At 59.2% G+C, this 18963-nt stretch carries 21 protein-coding genes; 10 read left to right on the plus strand and 11 right to left on the minus strand.

What is annotated here, in order from left to right:
• The 4 genes from IH971_07130 to recG form a co-directional block, all read right to left on the minus strand.
• Positions 1-450 (minus strand): glycosyltransferase family 2 protein (locus tag IH971_07130; GenBank protein MCH7497606.1); only part of this gene is annotated, 450 nt, incomplete at its 3' end.
• A 60-nt stretch (positions 451-510) separates the two neighbouring features.
• Entirely contained in the window at positions 511-3162 is a 2652-nt protein-coding gene (locus IH971_07135) for a DUF2723 domain-containing protein (GenBank protein ID MCH7497607.1), read from the minus strand.
• The gene (locus IH971_07140) at positions 3155-3607 is read right to left on the minus strand and encodes a DUF1844 domain-containing protein (protein MCH7497608.1); all 453 of its coding nucleotides are present in this window, start codon (positions 3605-3607) and stop codon (positions 3155-3157) included. Before IH971_07140 ends, IH971_07135 begins: the two co-directional genes overlap by 8 nt.
• Before the next feature lie 4 nt (positions 3608-3611).
• Entirely contained in the window at positions 3612-5735 is a 2124-nt protein-coding gene (gene recG / locus IH971_07145; protein MCH7497609.1) for an ATP-dependent DNA helicase RecG, read from the minus strand.
• A 530-nt stretch (positions 5736-6265) separates the two neighbouring features.
• On the opposite strand from recG, the gene IH971_07150 reads away from it, so the two are divergent.
• Positions 6266-7099, plus strand: a complete 834-nt coding sequence (locus IH971_07150) for a class I SAM-dependent methyltransferase (protein ID MCH7497610.1) — start codon at positions 6266-6268, stop codon at positions 7097-7099.
• Positions 7100-7142: 43 nt separating this feature from the next.
• Here the strand turns inward: IH971_07150 and IH971_07155 are convergent, their stop codons facing one another.
• From IH971_07155 to IH971_07165, 3 genes are read right to left on the minus strand one after another with little or no spacing between them, the layout of a single operon-like run.
• On the minus strand, positions 7143-8015 hold the full coding sequence (locus tag IH971_07155; GenBank protein ID MCH7497611.1) for a phosphatase PAP2 family protein: 873 nt from the start codon (positions 8013-8015) through the stop codon (positions 7143-7145).
• Positions 8012-8992 (minus strand): NAD(P)-dependent oxidoreductase, encoded by a 981-nt coding sequence (locus IH971_07160; GenBank protein ID MCH7497612.1) that lies wholly within the window; start codon positions 8990-8992, stop codon positions 8012-8014. Before IH971_07160 ends, IH971_07155 begins: the two co-directional genes overlap by 4 nt.
• Before the next feature lie 54 nt (positions 8993-9046).
• Positions 9047-10177, minus strand: coding sequence for an N-acetyltransferase (locus IH971_07165; protein MCH7497613.1), 1131 nt, complete (start codon positions 10175-10177; stop codon positions 9047-9049).
• Positions 10178-10511: 334 nt separating this feature from the next.
• Between IH971_07165 and IH971_07170 the strand changes: the two genes are divergently transcribed.
• The 5 genes from IH971_07170 to IH971_07190 are packed head-to-tail and all read left to right on the plus strand — an operon-like array spanning position 10512 to position 13275.
• Positions 10512-10769 carry an MFS transporter gene (locus tag IH971_07170; GenBank protein ID MCH7497614.1) on the plus strand — a complete coding sequence of 86 codons (258 nt, stop codon included), beginning with the start codon at positions 10512-10514 and terminating at the stop codon, positions 10767-10769.
• The gene (locus IH971_07175) at positions 10757-10972 is read left to right on the plus strand and encodes a hypothetical protein (GenBank protein ID MCH7497615.1); all 216 of its coding nucleotides are present in this window, start codon (positions 10757-10759) and stop codon (positions 10970-10972) included. The genes IH971_07170 and IH971_07175 overlap by 13 nt, the downstream gene beginning before the upstream one ends.
• 27 nt (positions 10973-10999) lie before the next feature.
• Positions 11000-11164, plus strand: coding sequence for a hypothetical protein (locus IH971_07180; protein ID MCH7497616.1), 165 nt, complete (start codon positions 11000-11002; stop codon positions 11162-11164).
• Between the two features lie 35 nt (positions 11165-11199).
• Positions 11200-12156: a hypothetical protein gene (locus IH971_07185; protein ID MCH7497617.1), complete on the plus strand. Its 957-nt coding sequence runs from the start codon at positions 11200-11202 to the stop codon at positions 12154-12156.
• Positions 12157-12159: 3 nt separating this feature from the next.
• Positions 12160-13275, plus strand: a complete 1116-nt coding sequence (locus tag IH971_07190; protein MCH7497618.1) for a DUF3179 domain-containing protein — start codon at positions 12160-12162, stop codon at positions 13273-13275.
• Here the strand turns inward: IH971_07190 and IH971_07195 are convergent.
• Genes IH971_07195 through IH971_07210 form a run of 4 tightly spaced genes read right to left on the minus strand, consistent with a single transcriptional unit; the run spans position 13263 to position 15960 of the window.
• On the minus strand, positions 13263-14321 hold the full coding sequence (locus IH971_07195; GenBank protein ID MCH7497619.1) for a DUF4243 domain-containing protein: 1059 nt from the start codon (positions 14319-14321) through the stop codon (positions 13263-13265). The two genes, IH971_07190 and IH971_07195, sit on opposite strands and share 13 nt — an antisense overlap.
• Positions 14322-14346: 25 nt before the next feature.
• Complete coding sequence (locus tag IH971_07200) at positions 14347-14889, minus strand: GNAT family N-acetyltransferase (GenBank protein MCH7497620.1); 543 nt, start codon at positions 14887-14889, stop codon at positions 14347-14349.
• A gap of 7 nt (positions 14890-14896) precedes the next feature.
• On the minus strand, positions 14897-15625 hold the full coding sequence (locus IH971_07205; GenBank protein ID MCH7497621.1) for an HAD family phosphatase: 729 nt from the start codon (positions 15623-15625) through the stop codon (positions 14897-14899).
• A complete protein-coding gene (locus tag IH971_07210) occupies positions 15622-15960 on the minus strand; it encodes a tRNA-binding protein (GenBank protein ID MCH7497622.1) in 339 nt (112 codons plus the stop codon). The genes IH971_07205 and IH971_07210 overlap by 4 nt, the downstream gene beginning before the upstream one ends.
• 71 nt (positions 15961-16031) lie before the next feature.
• On the opposite strand from IH971_07210, the gene IH971_07215 reads away from it, so the two are divergent.
• From IH971_07215 to IH971_07230, 4 genes are all read left to right on the plus strand, one after another.
• Positions 16032-16586 (plus strand): NAD-dependent epimerase/dehydratase family protein, encoded by a 555-nt coding sequence (locus IH971_07215; GenBank protein MCH7497623.1) that lies wholly within the window; start codon positions 16032-16034, stop codon positions 16584-16586.
• 1 nt (position 16587) lies between these two features.
• Complete coding sequence (locus IH971_07220; GenBank protein ID MCH7497624.1) at positions 16588-17094, plus strand: hypothetical protein; 507 nt, start codon at positions 16588-16590, stop codon at positions 17092-17094.
• 6 nt (positions 17095-17100) lie between these two features.
• Complete coding sequence (locus IH971_07225; protein ID MCH7497625.1) at positions 17101-17841, plus strand: SDR family oxidoreductase; 741 nt, start codon at positions 17101-17103, stop codon at positions 17839-17841.
• 79 nt (positions 17842-17920) lie between these two features.
• A partial coding sequence (locus IH971_07230; protein MCH7497626.1) for a choice-of-anchor B family protein occupies positions 17921-18963 on the plus strand: 1043 nt, incomplete at its 3' end.

The following is an 18963-nucleotide window of genomic DNA, read 5'->3' on the forward strand; positions in this document are numbered from 1 at the left end:
TCTGCGCGGCGTTTCCATGGCGCGCGAGCCGCTGGATATCGTCGCCGCACACTTCGGGGCGGCGGTGGGGCGGGTGGCGCTCAAGACTTTTGGCTGACAGGCGGCAATGCCATCGTCGGTGCCAAACTCGGCGACCAGGGGTTCCAGCCAGCCGGGGGTCACTTCTGTGTCGTTGTTGAGCAAAACCACAATATCGCCAGGGGCCTCTTTGATGCCCAGGTTATTGCCGCCACTGTAGCCCAGATTCGTACTGCTGGGGATAACCCGGACAGTAGGATAGTGCTCGGCCACAAAGGCGACGCTGCCATCGCTTGACCCGTTGTCCACCATCAGGGTGTCCATATGTTTGTAGGTCGTCCGGGCCAGTGCGCTGAGGCAGGTCTGCAAAAATGCCAGGCCGTTGTAATTGACGATGATGACGCTGACGGCAGGTTGGGGCGGGAGGGTCAAGGTGACGCGGTCAATTCTGGGCCTGCGGGCCGGGGGCTGTTGCGTCTTGGGTGCGGCGCGTCAGGGCGTCTCAGCGCCGCCTGAGGCAGACTCCGCCTGGAGCTCATTCAGGAGCTGGCGAGCGCCCTTATCCTGGGCATTGAAACTCAGCCACTCCCGCAGTACTCGTGCGGCGTCAGGGTTGCGCTCTTGAGAGCGGTAGAACTGCACCAGCGAACCCACTACCTCACCATCACGGGGATAGAGGGAATACAGGTTACTAAAAATTGTTTCGGCAGCCTTATCATCGTTCAAGACTCTGGTGTACATGCTGCCAACCCAAAGATAATCTTGGGGTGTCCGCAAAAATTCTTGTGGAAGTTCAGTAATACGCCGCCGCAGTTCCACGCTATCTCCCGCTTCGCCATAGAGCTCGCTCACCTGTTGGTAAAGGCGCTTATTTGTTATGGGAATGACGCTCTCCGGAATAAGGGCGGCAAGGGTATCCAGATACAGTTGCGCCACATCCGGCTCCCCGCGAACCACGCCATCCACCACCAGTTGCAGGAAATTGGCGCGCAGATTTTGCATCAGGCGCTGAATATTGGGGTTGTAGTAAACGGAGGGGTCGTTCAGATTGCGGTAGCGGTAGGTGTCCAGAAGATTTTCTCGCAACTTCTCCAGGTTGATGCGAGTCACGGGCGTTGGCATGAGCTCAAACACCAGTCCCTGCATCTCCAAATACTTGTCCAGACCGATCTTGTTTTCAGGGGCGACAGTGACCGCAAAGTAGATCGGCCGGGTCCAGTTAAGGTCCTTGATGAGTTGCACGATCATCCGGTCCTGTGTACGAATATACCGGCCACCGAAGGTAGGGGCTAAACTCCACTCAATGTGGGAGGCCTCACTTACGGCCGGATTCACAGGCACCTTTACGGTCTTGGTTTCCCACGGGATGGGGGTCATCGCCTGAATATCCTGATCTGTGAGTTTCAAGGGCAGCCGGGGCTCGAAGTCACGCAGCTGGGTGATGTACCAATCGGTATTCAGCAGGCTGAGATTAATCACGCGCACATCTTTGCGCACCTTCTCAACCTCTTGCAGGTACCACAGCGGAAAGGTGTCATTATCACCGTTCGTAAAAATGATCGCGTTCTCTCTGCAACTGTTCAACAGGTTATAGGAATAGTCCCAAGCCACATAGTTTCCCGTTCGATCATGCTGGTGGTAGTTGGCCAGCAACATCACACCCGGCATACTGACAAGAATTAAACCCAGGGCGGCCGGTAGAGCGGTTCGTCGCAGGGCCGCAGTGGGTAGCCGCTGGGAGAGCAATTCCAACAGGCCGGCCACACCTATACCGATCCAGATGGACCAGGCAAAGAAACTCCCCACGTAGGAGTAGTCCCGCTCCCGGGGCTGGGGATCGGGCTGATTCAGATAGAGAATGATCAACAGGCCGGTGGCGAGGAACAGCGTGAGCACCGCCAGCCCCCGGTGCCAGTCGCGCCGCATGTGGTATACCAACCCGAATATTCCCACTAGCAGCGCCAGGGGCAGGCCATATCTGGTCCAGTGGACGCCATCCTCCTGTGCGTTAGCGCCCATAGCTGAGACCCCTTTGTCAGTGGATAGCCCCCGTCCGGCAAACTGCCACAGAAAATAGCGGGCGTACATTTTTCTAATCTGGTAGTTCCACACATAATCTCCGACCCCGCTGTAGAGATTTTTTCTGCCGGGCGTCCACTGGGCTCTATCTAACATAGACAACATCGACCGATTACCATACTGCTCCCGTTCAAGATAAGCCACGGCCCGACGGGTCGTTTCGGGGTTATTCTCATCAATGGCTGGGTCCTGGTGGGACCGGATGAAGATGGTCGCGTAGGTGGAGTATCCTACGACGACCAGGAGTAATGAAACCAGGATGATGCTGGCGTTCTTGTTGCGCCGGCGGACAGCCCAAATAGAGCCCAAGGACAGTGCCGCGACGACTACTACGGCCAGAGGGATACCGCCGGACAACGCAATTTGCGGCAGCCCATTGATCACGCCAAGATGAATGACCATGTAGACCACCAAGGTAATGGCGACGGTTATCATCAGTCCGCGCCAGCTGAACTCCCGCCGCCGGAAATAGATAATGAGTCCGACGAATGGCAGCGTCAGCAGGTTAAGCAGATGGATGCCCGCCGCCAGGCCAAAAAGGTAGGCCAGCAGCAGTATGTAGCGAATGTGGCTGTGGGAGTCGTCTTTCTGGCTCCAGCGCAGTATTAGCCAGACTGTCATGGCCGTCAGGAAGGTGGATACCGCGTAAACTTCCGCCTCGACAGCGTTGAACCAGTGACTGTCAGTTACCATGAAAGTAAGCGCCCCGATGGCACCCGCACCGTAGGTGATGAGGGCATCGGACACCGTTTTGACGGGGCCGCGCCAACTGGTTATCATGTACACGATAATGAGATAGAGGAAAAAGACCGCCAACGCGCTGGTGATGGGTGAAATGATGTTCACCCGGGCGCCGATGTTTTCGAAGAGCGGCAGCATGCTGAACAGCCGCGCCACCAGCAGGTACAGGGGGCTGCCTGGTGGGTGGGGGACGCCCATGATATAGGCGGTGGCGATGAACTCGCCACAATCCCAGAAGGAAACAGTGGGCGCCATCGTCGCCAGGTAAAGCAGGAAGGACAGAAACAGGACCGACCCGGCGACCACATAGTTGAGTCTAAGCATCGCGCTTGGCTCCAGATTTCGGTCTGGGTTTCCTTTTGCGCTTGGTAGGGGAGGATTTTTTCCTCGAAGTGGTCTTCCTGCGGGCAGGCCGGATCTTTTCGTCTTTATCGTCGCCGTTGCCGCGCTGCTCAGCGGGCCCCTGAACGCTAGCCGTCTCTTCCTGGGGCTCGTCGGGTTTATCCTTCTCGGCAATGTAGTTCAGCTTCAGCTGCTGGATGGATTCCAACAGGAGCCGGTCTTCCTCCCGGCTGCGATTTCCGGCGCTCTTCCGGTTCAGCATGTCCAACATATCGATGATGGTTCCGGCGGCCGCAATATTGCGTTCGAGTTTGTCCGTAACAGGGTGCTTGATTTTGCCCAGCGCCACCCAGGCTTGGGCGACCAGGTCTGCGATCAGGGCAACGAAATGGGGATCGTCAGGGAGGCCACTTTGTGTTTCGGTCATGGTTCTAATTGAGCGTAATAAAGTCCAGTTGGTGGTGGTATTTTTGCTTAAGTACTTGCTTGAGTGGCCGGTGTTCCGCCCGGTTGAGCTGTGGGTCTAACTGCACGATGGAAAATGCGGCCTGCCTGGCAGCCCGTATGATGGGGCCATCGGATACCATGCTCGTCAAGTGCATCTTATCAAAGCCGTGCTGCCGACCGCCGAAAAGCTCCCCGGGGCCGCGCAATTTAAGGTCTTCATCTGCAATTTCAAACCCATCGGCCGTGCGTTCCAGAATCGCCAGACGCTCCGCCGCTTCCTCTCCACCGCCCCGCTGCACCAAGAAACATTGCCCGGGCCACTGTCCCCGGCCGACCCGTCCGCGCAACTGATGCAGCTGCGTCAGACCGAAGCGCTCTGCATTCTCCACCAGCATCACGGTGGCTTCCGCGACGTCGATACCGACCTCGATCACCGTGGTGCTCACCAACACCTGCAGGTCGCCAGACTGGAAGGCCTGCATGATGGCGTCCTTGTCAGGTCCCTTCATGCGGCCATGCAGATACCCAACCTTATAGTCGGAAAAGACTTGATCCCTCAGATGGACATATCCGGCCTTGGCAGAACGCAATTCCTTGCTGTTCGCTGCGTTGCCGGCCGGCGGCTCGCCGTTATCGCCAATAACAGGATAGACCACAAAGCTTCTGCGGCCTTGCGCCAGCTCGCCGCGCATCGACTGGTAAACTTTCGGTAGCTCGCCGGGAGCGATGACCCTGGTGGAAACCGGCCGACGGTCAGCAGGCAGCTCGTCGAGGATCGAGATATCCATGTCGCCGTGGTAGGTGATGGCCAGCGTCCGCGGAATGGGGGTAGCGGTCATGGTCAGCACATGGGGGTAGATGCCCTTTTCCATGAGGCGTCCACGTTGCAGAACACCGAACCGGTGCTGCTCATCCACTATGATAAGCGCCAGGTCCTTCAGGGCGACGTCCTCCTGGATCAGGGCATGCGTACCCACCACCAGCAGTATGCGCCCCGCCTCCAGTTCGCGCAACAACTTTGCACGCTTGGCCCCGGGTGTGCTGCCGGTCAGCAGCGCCAGGGGCAGGTCGATTCCGGCGGCCATGCCGCTGAAAGCCCGATAGTGTTGCTCGGCGAGGATTTCGGTGGGAGCCATGACAGCTACCTGGGCCTGGGCGCCAGCTACCAGTGCCGCCGCCAGCAGCGCTACCACTGTCTTGCCGCTGCCCACATCGCCCTGGAGCAGGCGGTTCATCATGCGGCCTGACTGCAGGTCGCCGCGAATCTCCTGCATCACCCGAACCTGGGCGGCCGTCAGTTCAAAGGGCAAATTCTTGTATATTTGGCGTACAATTGGGCCGCGGTCCGGGAAGGCGCGCCCCGGCAGGCTATCCAGCGATTGCCGTCGTAGCGCCATGAGTAGCTGCAAAAAAAAGTGCTCGTCGAATTTCAGGCGGTGAGTGGCCTTCCTGATCCAGTCCTCGTCATCGGGAGCGTGAATCTGACGCAGGGCGGTCGATAGCTCCGGCAGGCCAAACTGCTGCCTGAATTCTGTTGAGAAATGGTCCGGAAGCGGCACCATCCGCTCCCAACACCCGGCGAGGACCCTGCGGAATCGGCGGCTGTCCAGGCCCTTCAACTTCAGTTCCGCGGTTCCGGGATAGAGGGGCAGAATCATGCCTGTCTCAGGGGCGGCCTCGTCCTGGTCGAGCAAATCGAACTCGGGGTGCAGCAGCTGCAGCTGCTGGTAGTACTCCACCTTGCCGTGGAGGGCCACCCGTTGACCCACCTTGAAGCGGTTCCTGAGCCAGTCGTAACGGTTAAACCAGATGCAGACCAGCATGCCAGTTTCATCGGTGACCGTCACCTGAAAGTACCGCTTCCGACGGGTAGTCTTGATACCGTGACCGGCCACTTGGGCTACCACGGTAGCCTGCTCGCCGATCTTGAGATCAGAGATGGCCGCGATGTTGCGCCGGTCAAGATAGCGGCGAGGCAGGTAGTAGAGCAGGTCCTCCACCGTTTGCACGCCCACCTCCTCCAGTGCCTGGGCACGCACGGGCCCGATGCCTTTGGCATATTGAACCGGATCGCTGGGTCGAAGTTTGGGTGGCGGGGAGAGATTCACCCTAGTGGTTAGTCGTCACCATCGGTTGGGGGAAATTTACGACTCGGGTGAGGTTTGAGTGAACAAAAGGCCGACGGAGAAAAGATCGAAATAGCCTGCCGGCCCGACCGGAGTTCAAATAATCGGCGGTGTGCACTACACTTAAGGCAACCACGGGTTCCTGCATGTCATTTCTGCCTCAGGGCAATCCAGCAGTCGATGCCAATCCGGGATGAGCGCCCCCTGTCCGGCCGCATTTCCTCCTGCTGCGGCTCTGCCTGATTGCTGGCTCGCGACGCCTACCTGGTTCCGCCAGATGATGGCGCAGCTGGCACAACTTGACGAACCGGGAATGCCCACTGCACCTGACGTGAGCGCGCGCCGGAAGGGGCTACGTTTACCTTGCGACCCTAACGACCCCAGCCGTAGATTGAATGCCGGATTGCCGCAAAGTACTCCCCAAAATCTCAATATCAGGTACGGTGTCCTTAGCGGATTTTCAATATCACGAGTGCTAAGGTTTTTCCTTAGCGAAGAAGTTGCGAGGATCAATGAGTTATAAAAATTCGTCCAATCCAGCCCTCGACCTTGAGCTACTCTTCCTTACCAATGTACTCAAGCTGACTTCCCTCCATTATGGCTACTGGAACGAAAATGACGATCTCACCGTCAAAAACTTCAGGGTGGCCCAGCAACGGTACACCGATACCTTGATTGATATGATTCCGGATGGGGTCAATACGATTCTCGATGTTGGCTGCGGTATTGGAGATGTTTCCGAGGCTATGGCCGAGCAGGGACACCAGGTGACGGCTCTGTCGCCGGATGAGAATCATCGCCAGTATTTTGAAGAGCACAGAAATGGGCAAGTTGCGTTTCACAATTCCAAATTCGAAAATTTCAACACGTCCATGAAGTTCGATATGGTTCTGATGAGCGAATCACAGAACTATTTCGATATGGATATGGGTTTCCAACAGACCATCAATCACCTTCATCGAGGTGGCTACCTGCTGGTTTCCGGAACCTTCAAGAAGGCGGTATCGGATGTCTTCAAGCGAGTGGTCAGTATTGAAGACAAATATCTGGAGCGCGCGAAAAGCTACGGCCTGGAGCTGCTGAAGGTCGAGGATATTACCAAATATGTTATGCCACAGACCCTTTTTGAACGAAATCTTCTGGAGGGGCATATCATGCCGTTAATCGACATATTTAAACGAAGCACCGGCAAGTCGCTCTCGTTCCGGTTCAAACTGCTCAAGATCTTCAATCGCAAAATTCTCAACTTCCTTACGGAGGTCTATGAGGATCGCGTTCAGCGCGCCGATCCCGCCCTGGTTAAGCAGCATCTCAAGTACATGCGCTTTCTGTTTGCTTATCGTTAGCTGAATTCTTCGGCGTGACACAGCGTCGGAGACTGGCCAGCAGCTACCCAGATCCTTCCCCGCGCAAGCGTCCATAGACCCAGCTCCATCCCAGGTAAAAGAGCGGCCCGGTGAGCAGTCCGGCCAGTGCGTCAATGCCGTAATGAAATGAGCAGTATACGGTGGACAGCGCCAGCCCGGCGATCAGGGCCACGAATCCGGTTCGTATCGCCTGGTGCCGGGGCCCAAGCAACAGAAACACCACCACCGCTTCCCCAACGTGGGAACTGGGCATGGCCCCACCGGCACTGTCTCCGAGAGCGAACAGCTGGTCAATGAGCGGGCCCAGCAACCCGTGGCCATGGAAACGCAGAAAGCGGTCATCGTGGGGGCCCACTACGGGGAACAGAATAAAGATCACCATGTAGGTGAGAAAAACCCCCATGAACACAAATGCGTATCTCAAGAAGGCTGGGGAGGCCTCGCCGTCCTTTCGGCCCTTCCGCCAGGCGAACCAGAAGCCGCTGCCAACAATGACAAAATAGCTCAGGTAGAGCAGGTGAAATAGCTCCCGCCACCAGGGCCCGGGAAGTACATCGGCCATGTAGCGGTGCGGGTGGCCGCCGAACAGCCGCTGGTCCCATGCCCGTACCAGGACGTCAAACTTGGCGCCGCCCTGCAGCAGGGTGCCTACAAACTCCACCTCGTAGTGCAGGGGGACCATGAGCAGCAGCGGATAGAACCAGCGCAGCGCCGACCGGATGTCCGACCGTCTGGACGAAGCGGACAGTTGGAGCACCATGAATATCAGTGCCAGATGGACCAGAGCCGCAAACAGGTAGGGCAGGCCGCTGTAGGACCCCAGAAAGGTGATCACAAAGATGCCCGCCAGGTACCAGAGGATCAAGCGGTCAAAATGATAGCGCTGGCCCTTCACAGCACACCCGTTTCCCGGTACCAGTCGGCCAGGGTGGGAATCCCGATGGAGAGGGGTATCTCTGGGCTGAAGCCCAGGGTCGAGGCCATGAGGGTACTGTCACATGTCCAGGCCGTCTGGCGCACTTCCCGCAACTTATCGGCGGCCAGCCCCTTCGGTGACCAACCGAGTCGCTGTCCCGCTGTAAGAGACCATTCAACTGTTCGCAGCAGCCAAGCTGGCAGCGGCAGGGGAACCGTCCAGGCATTGCCGGCCCGGGCCACGAGCTTGAGTACGTCACTTACCTTGTAGATGGGCTGCCCATCATTGATCAGGTAGCTGGAATGAGGTCGGTCCTCTGATGAGAGGACCAGCCAGATGGCCTGGCAGACATCCTGCACGTGAATGAGCGATAGCTCCATCCGCCCCCAGTGCAGCTGCGGCCGTATGTGTTTTGCAGCCAGCGTGAAGAATCGGCGGATACCCCGGTCATGGGGTCCATACACCATGGGGGGCCGCAGGATTGTCCAGGGGAACGGAGCTCCGTTCAGGGCTTGCTCTCCGGCCAGCTTGGTCTGCCCGTACCATGAGACCGGAGCGGGGGGGGTGGACTCGGTAACCGGTTTGCCCGGCAATGCTGGCCCCGTGGCGGCAATGCTGCTCACCATCAGGAACCTGCGCAGGGAAGCCGCGGCGTCGGCGGTAACCTTGACCAGCTGCTCCGATCCCTGGCGGTTGACGATATCGTATTCGGCATAGGTATGCGACCACAGACGGGCGGCCAGATGGACCACCGCGTCCGCTTTTGACAGCGCCCGGGTTACCTCAGTCCCCGGGCGGGTCACGTCGCCGACCACGACGCTGACGGTTGACCGTAATGGCTCGGGCAGGCGCTCGGGGTCGCGCAACAGGCAGGTAAGTTCACAACCCCGGCTCTGCAAATAGGGCACCAGGTTTCTGCCGATGAAGCCTGATGCGCCGGTGAGGAAAACGTGCATGGCGGTTACCAGCGTGTAAATATGCTGGCTGGCCCAAGCCTGGCCACGCTGCCGCTAGCCATCCATAACCCCGTCCAATTTTCGTCGGTAGATGCGGTAGGTTTTCGCCTTCCGGGCGCCCATCTTCTGTAGGGCGTGGATCATCGGCACGTTGTCCTCCAGAATCCACGACATCTCCGCCAGGCGATAGCCTTTCGCCAGCGCAGTGCGAAAAGTCCGCAAATAAAAGGCGGCGTCAATACCCAGCCGGCGATAGGGCCTGAGCACGCCGAGGATGAACGCGCGCAGGGAGCGGATGCGCCGCTTGTGCCATAGTAGTTTGGGCAGCCCCAGGGGAAACAGGCGGCCGTCGGGAAGATGGGCCAGGGCCTCGTTGATATTGGGCAGACTGAGGGAGAACCCGACCACCTCGCCGTCCACCTCAGCGATATAGGCCAGGTCCGGGTCGATGAGCAGCTTGAGGTCCTTGGCGATGGTGTTGAACTCCTCGTCGTCCATCCACAGGGCGCCCCAGTTTTCGGCCCAGGCCTGGTTATAGATCGCCTTGATCAGGGCCACCTCATCCCAGTAGTGCTTCATCCGGAGGCTGCGAATAGTGAAGCGTCCCCGCTCCTCCATGCGGCGGCCAAAGTTCAGTAGCCGCTGGGGAATGGGGTCGCCCGCGCGCAAGTGATAGGCCCACACGTCCTTGGTCTTTGCAAAACCCAGTTGCTTGAGATGCTCAGGGTAGTAGGAAAAGTTATACGGCATGAGCATCATGGGGGGGCAATCGAATGCGTCCAAGAGTATGCCCACGGGGCCGTTAATGTCGGGGCTGTAGGGGCCCTGCAGGTGGGTAGCCTGAAACTGGTTCAACCAGGTTGCGGCGGCTTCCAGCAGGGCACCGGTGACCGCCACATCGTCCACCATGTCCAGGTAGCCAAACATCCCGATGTTGGTTTCATAGACCCGGTTGTGCTTGCGGTTGTGAAAGACGGCTATCCGTCCCAGATCGCGCCCCTTATGCTGGGCTAGAAACAGGGCGTGGGAGGCGTGCCGGAAGAAGGGGTGCTTGTTGTGGGCCAGCTGCGCCTTGATGTCTAATCGCAGGGGCGGTACCCACTGCGGATGATGCTGATAGAGCCGATACGGCAGGTCGATAAAGCGGCGCAGCTGCGCGTGACCGGAGACTTTCTGAACGTGCAAACGTGTCCCTTCCCCGTCGGTGGATGACAATTTACGTGAGTGGGTAGGCGTGGGAAAGGGGTAGCGTCACTTTTTTTGGGCGAGCTATCGGGGTGCGCAAGGCAACCACCAGCAGCATTGTCTCCGGTCACCGCAACCCATTATACTCATGCCGTGTTTGGGTGGCCGCCCGGGACCCTATAAACAAAATTGCGGGCTCACTAGACAGGCACGCTGGCCAATGGAGCAGAGTGCGACTGCGGCTGATAGGGCTGATTCAGATGCCGGTGGGGGTATCGGTGAGACAGAGGTTGTGCAGGGAACCCGGGGTCGGCGGAGGTAGGGCGCGTGGGCGCTGGCGGCCACCATACTCGGCTCCAGCCTGGCCTTTATTGATAGCACAGTGGTCAATGTGGCCCTCCCGGTCATACAGATAGAAATCAACGCCACGGTTGCTCACGTACAGTGGGTGGTGGAAGCGTACGCCCTGTTCCTGGCGGCCTTGCTGCTGGTGAGCGACTCGCTGGGGCACCGTTACGATCGCAGGCGCAACTACGCCCTTGGCGTCAGCCTCTTTGCCCTGGCATCCATCTGGTGCGGATGGGCGCGGTAGACGTAAGCCACGCCGGCATCGCCTCGGGCATCAACAATGCCGCCTCGCGGGCGTCCGGACTGATCGCCATTGCGGTGCTGGGCATCGTGGTGCTGCAGGCTTTCAACCACGGGCTGGACAGCCGCCTGGCTGCGATAGACTTGGCGCCGGAAGCGAGCGAGTTTCTGGATGGGGAGCGTACCAAGCTGGCCGTGACCGAATAACCACCGCGGTTGGACGCGCAGGCCGCCATGGCTATTCGCCGGGCCATCAAGGAGTCATTTGTGGCCGGCTATCGCCTGGCGATGTTGATAGCCTCCGGTCTGGCGCTGATCGGCGCACTGGTCGCCTGGGCAATGATTGAGGGCAAACCTGCGGGAACCGAGCCTGACTCCCCCGATATGTCTCAGGGCTGACATTACTTTCCAGCAGGCTGCTTTAGTATCGAGTCATGTCTACGCCCCATGTACGTTGGAGCTTAGGCGCCGTGATTGGGCTGGCCCTCAGTCTATCGTCGCCCGGCGTAGTTAGCGCCCAGGTATGCAGCTGCGGTGGCGCCCCGCTGCTCAGCTCCCTGGAGTTCGGCGGTGTGGCTGAGGGAAACCTGCGTTTCTCGCTGGCCTATGAGTACCATGACATTTCCGACGTGGTCTGGGGCACAGAGCAGCGCAAAAACGACAGCCGGTGGCAGGTGAGCCAATCGGGGCTGTTCATGGCCAGTTATGGCCTGACCCCGACTATGTCCATTTCGGCCATCGTTACCCTGGTGCAGAAGGAGCGGGCAGCAGGCGACCGTCTGCTGGTGCGGGGGCTGGGCGACGGTCTACTGATAGCCAATGTATCCCTCCTGCCGCCGAACCCCTCTACGCAACAGGAATTAGTGGTTAGCGCCGGAATCAAGGGGCCCATAGGCAGTTCCACGCTCTCATTGGATGGGACCCTCATTGCCGCAGATCTGCAGCCTACCTCTGGTGCCTGGGACGGTATCGTCTCTGCCTATTTCGCCACCGGCGTTGGCGTGGGAAGCCCCCTCCGCCTGTTCACGTCCGCCGCCTACCGCTGGACGGGCACCAACCAACGCTACGCGTTCGGCGATCTGGGCTACAAGACGGGCAATGAGCTGGTCGCTACGCTCGGGGCCGGCTATGCCTGGGGAGCCAGGCTGAGCGCGACCCTCATGGGGGAGTACAGAACCATCACCTCGGACCAGATTGGCGGCTTCGAGACCGCCACCACCGGTGGCCAATGGCTCGACTTGACGCCCGGCGTGAACATTCGACTGTCCAATGCGCTGAGTCTGGGGCTGTCGGGCCAGCTGCCTTTGTACCGTCGGCTGGCAGGTCCTCTCCAGCTCACTACTAATTACTCCGTCGCGGCAGTTCTATTTTACGAACTTGGGGCCGGTTGATTGATGCATTCCCCCGCCAGAAAGTGGGATTCACGGTTCAAGGGGCTGAGGGTCCTGTTGCCGCTGGTAATGCTGGCGCTGCTGCTGGTAACCTGTGAAAAGGTGTTACTCGTGGAAGACTTGGGTGAGCCTGGGCTCGATGTCATCAGTCCGGGATGGCTTATTCCAGTGGGTGAAGTCTTTGATGGTGGGCCGGGCAAAGACGGCATACCTGCCATCGATAAGCCCCAACTTGTGGCCGGCAGTGAGGTGAATTTCTTGGGCGACCGGGATTTGGTCATCGGGGTGGTCATTGGCGGGGTTGCACGGGCCTACCCCCATATCATACTCGATTGGCACGAAATCATCAACGACCAGGTGGGTGGCGAGTCCTATTCCGTAACCTATTGCCCCCTGACAGGATCAGGGATCGGATGGGACCGGCAACTGTCGGCCAAGGCCACCACTTTCGGCGTCTCGGGTAAACTGTACAACAGCAACCTGATTCCCTACGACCGTGAGACCGACAGCTATTGGTCACAAATGAAGCTGCAATGTGTTTTTGGGCCGAATAAGGGGCGCCTTCCTGGCCTGGTACCGATTGTAGAGACAACCTGGGAGACCTGGCGAGCCATGTACCCCAATTCCAGCGTGGTCTCCCTCAATACGGGTTTCTCGCGCCCCTACGGCCGCTATCCCTATGGCAGCTTCCGCACTGCCGAGTACCTGATATTTCCCGTCAACCCGCTGGACGATCGTCTGCCGATGAAGGAGCGCGTGGGAGGCCTTATCGTTGAAGGTCAGGCACGTGCCTATCAGCTCAGCATTTTCGGCGCGGGAGTTGGGGTCATCAACGATACCTTCAGCGACCTGCCGGTGGTTGTCGCCGCTAGTGAACCCGATAATTTCATGGTGATATTTGAGCGCACGGTGGGAGGCAGCGTCCAGCTGAATTTCAACGCATTGCAGGGCCAGCTCCCGGCGGTGATGCAGGACGATGAGGGCACCATCTGGGACCTCTTTGGCCGTGGTCTGGCCGGCCCTCGGGCAGGTGAGCAGCTGGCGGTCACCGCATCCTTCATCGCCTATTGGTTTGCCTGGGGGGCGTTTTATCCCGACTTGGAAATCTATTCGCCGTAGCGATCCCCTTTAGCCAGCCGGTTCACCGCATCCCCGGCAGCAGCCAGATATACCGGATTGGGCTCCTGCTCATATTCCCGCAGGCAAGCCCCCACAAATAGGATCGCGTGCTCGTGGCCCGTTGCCACTGCCCGCTCGAACAGGTCGGCCCGGACTGGCTCGGGCTGGTCCCACGACTCCACGGGGTTCGCCCGGCCATAGATGGTGTAGATAGCGCCGGCAAATTGCCAGCCATACCGCAGTAGGGGGGCCACACCGGTAGGGGGGAGATGGGGGGCGATGGAGCGCAGGGCACTCGCGACCGCGACGCCCTGGATGCAAGCCAGCAATTTCTCTTCATCGTGGCTGTGGGCCAGGTAAACACGGGTCATGGCTTCGGTGATCTGCGGGATGAGTGCGAGCGGATCGTCGGGGATGGCAATCAAATTAACCACACCCACGAACGATGGGAATCCCGCCAGCCCCTGCAGCCCTGCACCTAGCCCTTTGAAGCGGCGCGGGCGGTCCTTGTGTTGCCATTTGATGCGCGTCAGCGCCTCGGCAGGAGCAAGATTTCCGCCGGTGGCGCTGCCCACGATGCCGGGCAGCTTCAAATAGCGACTGGCCCAATAGCCCAGGGCGTGGCCCAGTTCAAGCTTGCGCAGATCGGACTCCTCAGCAGCCAGGTTTGCCAGCACTGCTGCGGTGCGTAGCAGCGCGTGCCCGCCGCCCCCTGAGAGCCCTGGCGCAAGCTTGGAAATCCAATCGCTGACCACTTGCCGCCAGGTAGTCTGCTGTAGTTCCCGCTGGAAAAAATCGGCCCAATCAGTGGCCCGGGACCTCTGCCCCAGCGCCTGCCGCCAGTTGTCCCGTCTGATGGGACTGCCGGGTGCAGGCATGGATTCCAGCCGCCCCATGTAGTCCCTTAACCATGGCACGACCGCATGGCCCTGCTGCATCGTCACCATTGAGGCCGCCACAGTGGCACCGCTGTTGGGCTGGCCCTCGCCGTACTCCGGGGCCCTACCCGCGAGCATTTTCAATGCTTCGTCGAACACGTCCGACATGGTCCGCGAGATGGCTGGGCTTTCGTCACTGCTCCCAGTCTTCCTTGAGCAGTTCGAAGTTATCGTGGTCGACCCGCTCCCCCCGAATTATAAGGTATTTGCGCTTGAGCCCCAGGTAAGCGAAGCCACACTTTTCCAGCACTCTGCGAGAGGCCGGATTACGGATGGAAACATCTGCTTCGATGCGTTCTATCGGAGTTTCGCTGAACAGCTGGCGGGCAATGGTCTTCACCGCCGCCGTTGCATAACCCTGGCCCCAGTGCTCTTTGCTGATCGTGTACCCGATGCGTGCCAGCCCATGCACGCGTGACAGAATTTCCAGCGTTACCCAGCCTACACCCCGATCCAGTTCCTCATCCCATATGATGAGAACGTAATCCCTGTCGACTAGGTCGGCGAACTTGCTGGGCTGCTTGTTTTTTATGTAGAGCAGGAGTTGGTCTTCCTCCAGCAGGGAAAGCGGTTGATGCTGCTGAGCCTCGGGCTGGGCTCGCCACCGGACAAGTTGATCTACATGCTCATCGGCAAGGGGTACCAGGCTGACACGCTTTTTCACGGAGTCAGTCACGACTCACTCATCGAAACGGCATGCGACGGCCAACGGGCGGTTTGGCCGCCTCGCCTGCGGCAGCAACGCCTGGCCTTGTGGCGAGTGGCGAGCCACCCAGATCCAGAATGGACTGCAGCGATAGGTCGGCAAGTGAGTGGACGATGGCATGGGCAGGCGGCATATCTTCCTCTGGGACTGATCCGGTAAGTGCGATGGTCCAGGCGCCCGCCGCCCACGCGGAGATCAGGCCAGGAATGGAATCCTCAACCACGACGGTTTCCCAGGGCATGACTGCGAGGCGCCGCATCATCATCTCATATGGCTCGGGGTGGGGTTTTGAATGTGTCGTCATACCGCCGTAGATCACCTCCTGGAAACAGCGCTCAAGCCCTAGCCGCCGCTCCACCCAACTGTAAATTTCCCCTGGCGAGGAGGTGACCAGCCCTAGCAGGACCCGACCCTCCAGATCGCGATGGAGATCGACGAAACCAGGCATGAATTTGAGTCGCTCCTTGAACAGAGTAAAAATATACTCCCGTCCTCTGCTACGCAGTTCATCCACGGGTAGGGAAACGTGGTAGCGCTCCCGGGCCAATTCGTAGAAGCGCTGCTCGCTGACCCCGCGGAAATACTTCCAGTCTTCGAGCGGAATGGTGATGCCTTCCTCCCGGAACAGGCGCTCCTCCGCCTCCTGGTAAAGGGGCTCAGAGTCCACTACCACGCCGTCCAGATCAAATATGACAGCTCTGATCACTGCAATCGGCTCCCGTTTTCCACGGGTGAATCGGGCTGAAGCAGCCGGACAGAACCATCGGACTCATAGGCGCCCAGCACCAACACCTCGCTGACGAAACCGGCGATCCGCTTGGGCGGCAGATTGACCAGCGCGATCACCTGCCTGCCGATTAAATCCGACGGTTCATAGTGGTCGGTAAGCTGGGCACTGGACGACCGCTGGCCAAAGTCGCCAAAGTCGATGGTCAGCTGGTAAGCGGGCTGGCGCGTGCCACTTGCAGGCTCCGCCCCGCTGATGGTGCCGACTCTGATCTCCAGCCGGCTGAACTCTTTGTGGCTAATATGCGCCGTCATAATTCGGCTGCGAATCTACGAAATTTGGGTCAACAGTTATGTGAACCGACCATGGCCCCAACGAGCAGCTCGTGGCCACTATCGCCGAGGCCGAAATTAGGGTGTACCGCCGTTCGGCCCGAGCTTATATTGATACCGTGACCGGCGGGACTATCCTCCTGACAGGTGGCTGCGGCTTCCTGGGGCAGTATCTCATGCAGTACCTGCTGGACGCCTTTCCGGACGCTCAAATTCGCATCATCGACCTTGTGGCCAACCCATATGCCCGCATCGATTTCTCAGCTGAGTCTCGAGTGCGGACCCGCCTTGGTGTCGATATTTGCAATCTCGCTTCCATCCAGGATGCTTGCCTGGGGGTGGATGTGGTGGTAAACCTGGCAAGTCTGATATCCGTGTCAATCAGGGAAGATAGCCTTCTGGCGAAGGTCAATGTGCTGGCAACGCGAAATGTCCTTGCCGCAGCCCGGACCGGCGGAGCAGACTTGTTTATCCAGGTCAGCTCCGTGGCCGCGTTGGGCTACAACAACGACCCCCTGAACCCGGTGGACGAGGCCTTCGAGTTAGATTGGTCTATCGCGCGCAAAAAACTAATTCTACATTCTCTCCAAGTACCGAGTCGACGTTGAGGTGGCAGCCTCTCGCCGCAACGGCATGGCCGCAGTCATCGTCCACCCCGGGCTCATGTTTGGTCCTGGAGATTACCGCAAATCCGCGAAGATGATTCGGGCTGTTGCGGCTGGCAAGCTAGTGATCAGTCTTCCCGGAGGGACCAATGTGGTCGATGTGCGGGATGTCGGCCGACGTATCGTGGCTGTTCTTCAGCACGGCCTGCGAGATGAGAATTACCTGCTTTCAGGGTGGAACCTGACGTTCAACGATATTTTCCGCATTATCGCCGCAGAGGTAGGTGCCCGGCCGCCCCGGATAACCCTGCCGCGAGTCTGCGGCCTTTCGTATACTGGGGGGTCTGGCTGGCCGAGTCGCTCACCCGGCGCAGGCTGGACCTGTCGGCCTCCGATTCGGACTCCGCCTTCCGCTTCCGCTATTTCGATAACGACAAGGCCAAGCGGAGTCTGGGGTGGGAGCCGGCTTACACGATTCAACAAACCATCGCCGATGCTCTGGCCTGGATGAAGTCACGTGGCGTTGCTTAGGGGCAAGATTGTGGTCATTACCGGCGCCAGCAGCGGCATGGGTGCCGAGGCCGCCAAAGCGTTCGGTCTAAAGGGAGCCCGGGTCGTGCTGGCTGCCCGGCGCCTGGAGCGGCTTCAGACCGTCTGCGAGGAGATCGAGTCAGCAGGTGGCCAGTGTCTTGCCGTCCCAACCGATGTGAGCCGCGAGGGGGACGTAACACAGCTGTTCGCAACAGTTGAGCAGCACTTTGGACCGGCGAATATCTTGGTGAACAGTGCCGGACGCGGTTTGCAAGCGCGCCTGCTGGATACAGACTACGATCAGTGGCAGTCGGTGATCAACACAAACCTTACGAGCGTGTACCTGTGCACCAGAGCAGCCGTGAAACAGATGGTGGCCAACGGCGTTCGGGGCCACATCGTCACCGTGGCATCCATCGCGGCCCTCTATTCGGCGCCCGGCTACGTCGCCTATTGTGCCTCTAAGCACGGGGTGCTTGGCTTCCAGCGGGCAGTGAAATGGGAGCTGCGGAGGAAGGGCATCAAGGTGTCAACCATCTTCCCTGCCCGGGTGGACACGGACTTTTTTGGGTCCTACAGCCGGCAGCCCACCCGCTGGCAGACGTTGCCTGCCCGCTCACTGGGCCGCTACATTGTTGCGGTCGCTTCAGGCTCTTGGCTTGTCCGGGCCGTGGCCCGTAGCGGCCTGCTCGTCAGGCGCCTGGCAGCGCTTTTTTCCATCCGGTAGTGTCGGCCGCCGGGCATTAATCGCCACCGGGAAATGGATTCGCTTGCCATCAGGCCGGCCAGGACAGAAATTGGGGACCATGCACCTCACGCCACCCTATAAGGCCGCCGCCCTTGCGAGCCTGGCGCTAGTGCTCGTGTTATCGCCAAGCACGGGCACGGTGGCCGCAGAAAAGGGTGCCGCAGCCACAGCCGCCACCGCCCGCTCCCAGTCCTCGCAGAAGAATATGACGCTCCTGGGAAACTGGAACGGGCGCGAATTACAGGGAGGTTCCGGCTACGGTGATATCTGGGGCTATACCGATAGTATCACGGGCCGGGAGTACGCGCTTTTGACAGTCAGAGATGCAGGTCTTAGCATTATCGATATATCCGCGGATTCATTGGTTGAGGTTGGATTCTTCCCTTCACTGCAACCGGGTAGGGATGCCAAGGATGTCAAAGTCTATAAACACTATGCCATCCTCATCAAAGAGGGCGAGCCGGCGCAGATTATCGACCTGGCAGACCCGGCGAATCCGGACAGTGTGAGCATTATCCATATCGGTCCGCCTGAGTTGAATGGGGGCGCCCACAACGCCTTCGTGCAGGAGCAGTATTTATACACCACGGGCAACCGTGGGGTTGGGGGCTTGATCATCTACGACCTCACCGACCCGGCGGTGCCTGCCAAGATTGGCGAGTATCAAGCACAGTACTACCACGATTTCTACGCCCGGGGCGACACCGGCTACGCAGCTGCGATCAAGGGTGGGGGCATCGATATTCTCGATCTCACCGTCAAGTCAAATCCGCAACTGATTGCCAATATCAACTACCCCGCACCACGTGCCCACAACTGCTGGACGAGCGAGGACGGCGACTACCTCTTCGTTGGCGACGAAGGTAATCCTCCGGGCATGTGGACGCGTGTCTTCGACGTGCGCGATCCATTCAACGTTACGCAGGTGGCCGACTATATTGCGGACTCCCTGGCCATCGTCCATAACAGTTACGTCCGCGGCGATTACCTCTACGTGGCTTACTACACTGAAGGGGTGCGCGTCGTCGATGTGTCCGATCCCACTCAGCCCGTCGAGGTTGCTTACTATGACACCTACCTTGCTGAGGGGTATGGATTTGG

It is taken from the genome of Candidatus Neomarinimicrobiota bacterium (assembly GCA_022560655.1).
GTDB lineage: Bacteria > Fidelibacterota > Marinisomatia > SCGC-AAA003-L08 > TS1B11 > JADFSS01.

Excerpts from the sequence above, each read along its gene's own strand:
- IH971_07135 (MCH7497607.1), bottom strand. The coding sequence starts at position 3,162 with ATGCTTAGACTCAACTATGTGGTCGCCGGGTCGGTCCTGTTTCTGTCC.
- IH971_07140 (MCH7497608.1), bottom strand. The coding sequence starts at position 3,607 with ATGACCGAAACACAAAGTGGCCTCCCTGACGATCCCCATTTCGTTGCC.
- IH971_07150 (MCH7497610.1), top strand. The coding sequence starts at position 6,266 with ATGAGTTATAAAAATTCGTCCAATCCAGCCCTCGACCTTGAGCTACTC.
- IH971_07160 (MCH7497612.1), bottom strand. The coding sequence starts at position 8,992 with ATGCACGTTTTCCTCACCGGCGCATCAGGCTTCATCGGCAGAAACCTG.
- IH971_07175 (MCH7497615.1), top strand. The coding sequence starts at position 10,757 with ATGGGCGCGGTAGACGTAAGCCACGCCGGCATCGCCTCGGGCATCAAC.
- IH971_07180 (MCH7497616.1), top strand. The coding sequence starts at position 11,000 with ATGGCTATTCGCCGGGCCATCAAGGAGTCATTTGTGGCCGGCTATCGC.
- IH971_07185 (MCH7497617.1), top strand. The coding sequence starts at position 11,200 with ATGTCTACGCCCCATGTACGTTGGAGCTTAGGCGCCGTGATTGGGCTG.
- IH971_07190 (MCH7497618.1), top strand. The coding sequence starts at position 12,160 with ATGCATTCCCCCGCCAGAAAGTGGGATTCACGGTTCAAGGGGCTGAGG.
- IH971_07195 (MCH7497619.1), bottom strand. The coding sequence starts at position 14,321 with ATGTCGGACGTGTTCGACGAAGCATTGAAAATGCTCGCGGGTAGGGCC.
- IH971_07210 (MCH7497622.1), bottom strand. The coding sequence starts at position 15,960 with ATGACGGCGCATATTAGCCACAAAGAGTTCAGCCGGCTGGAGATCAGA.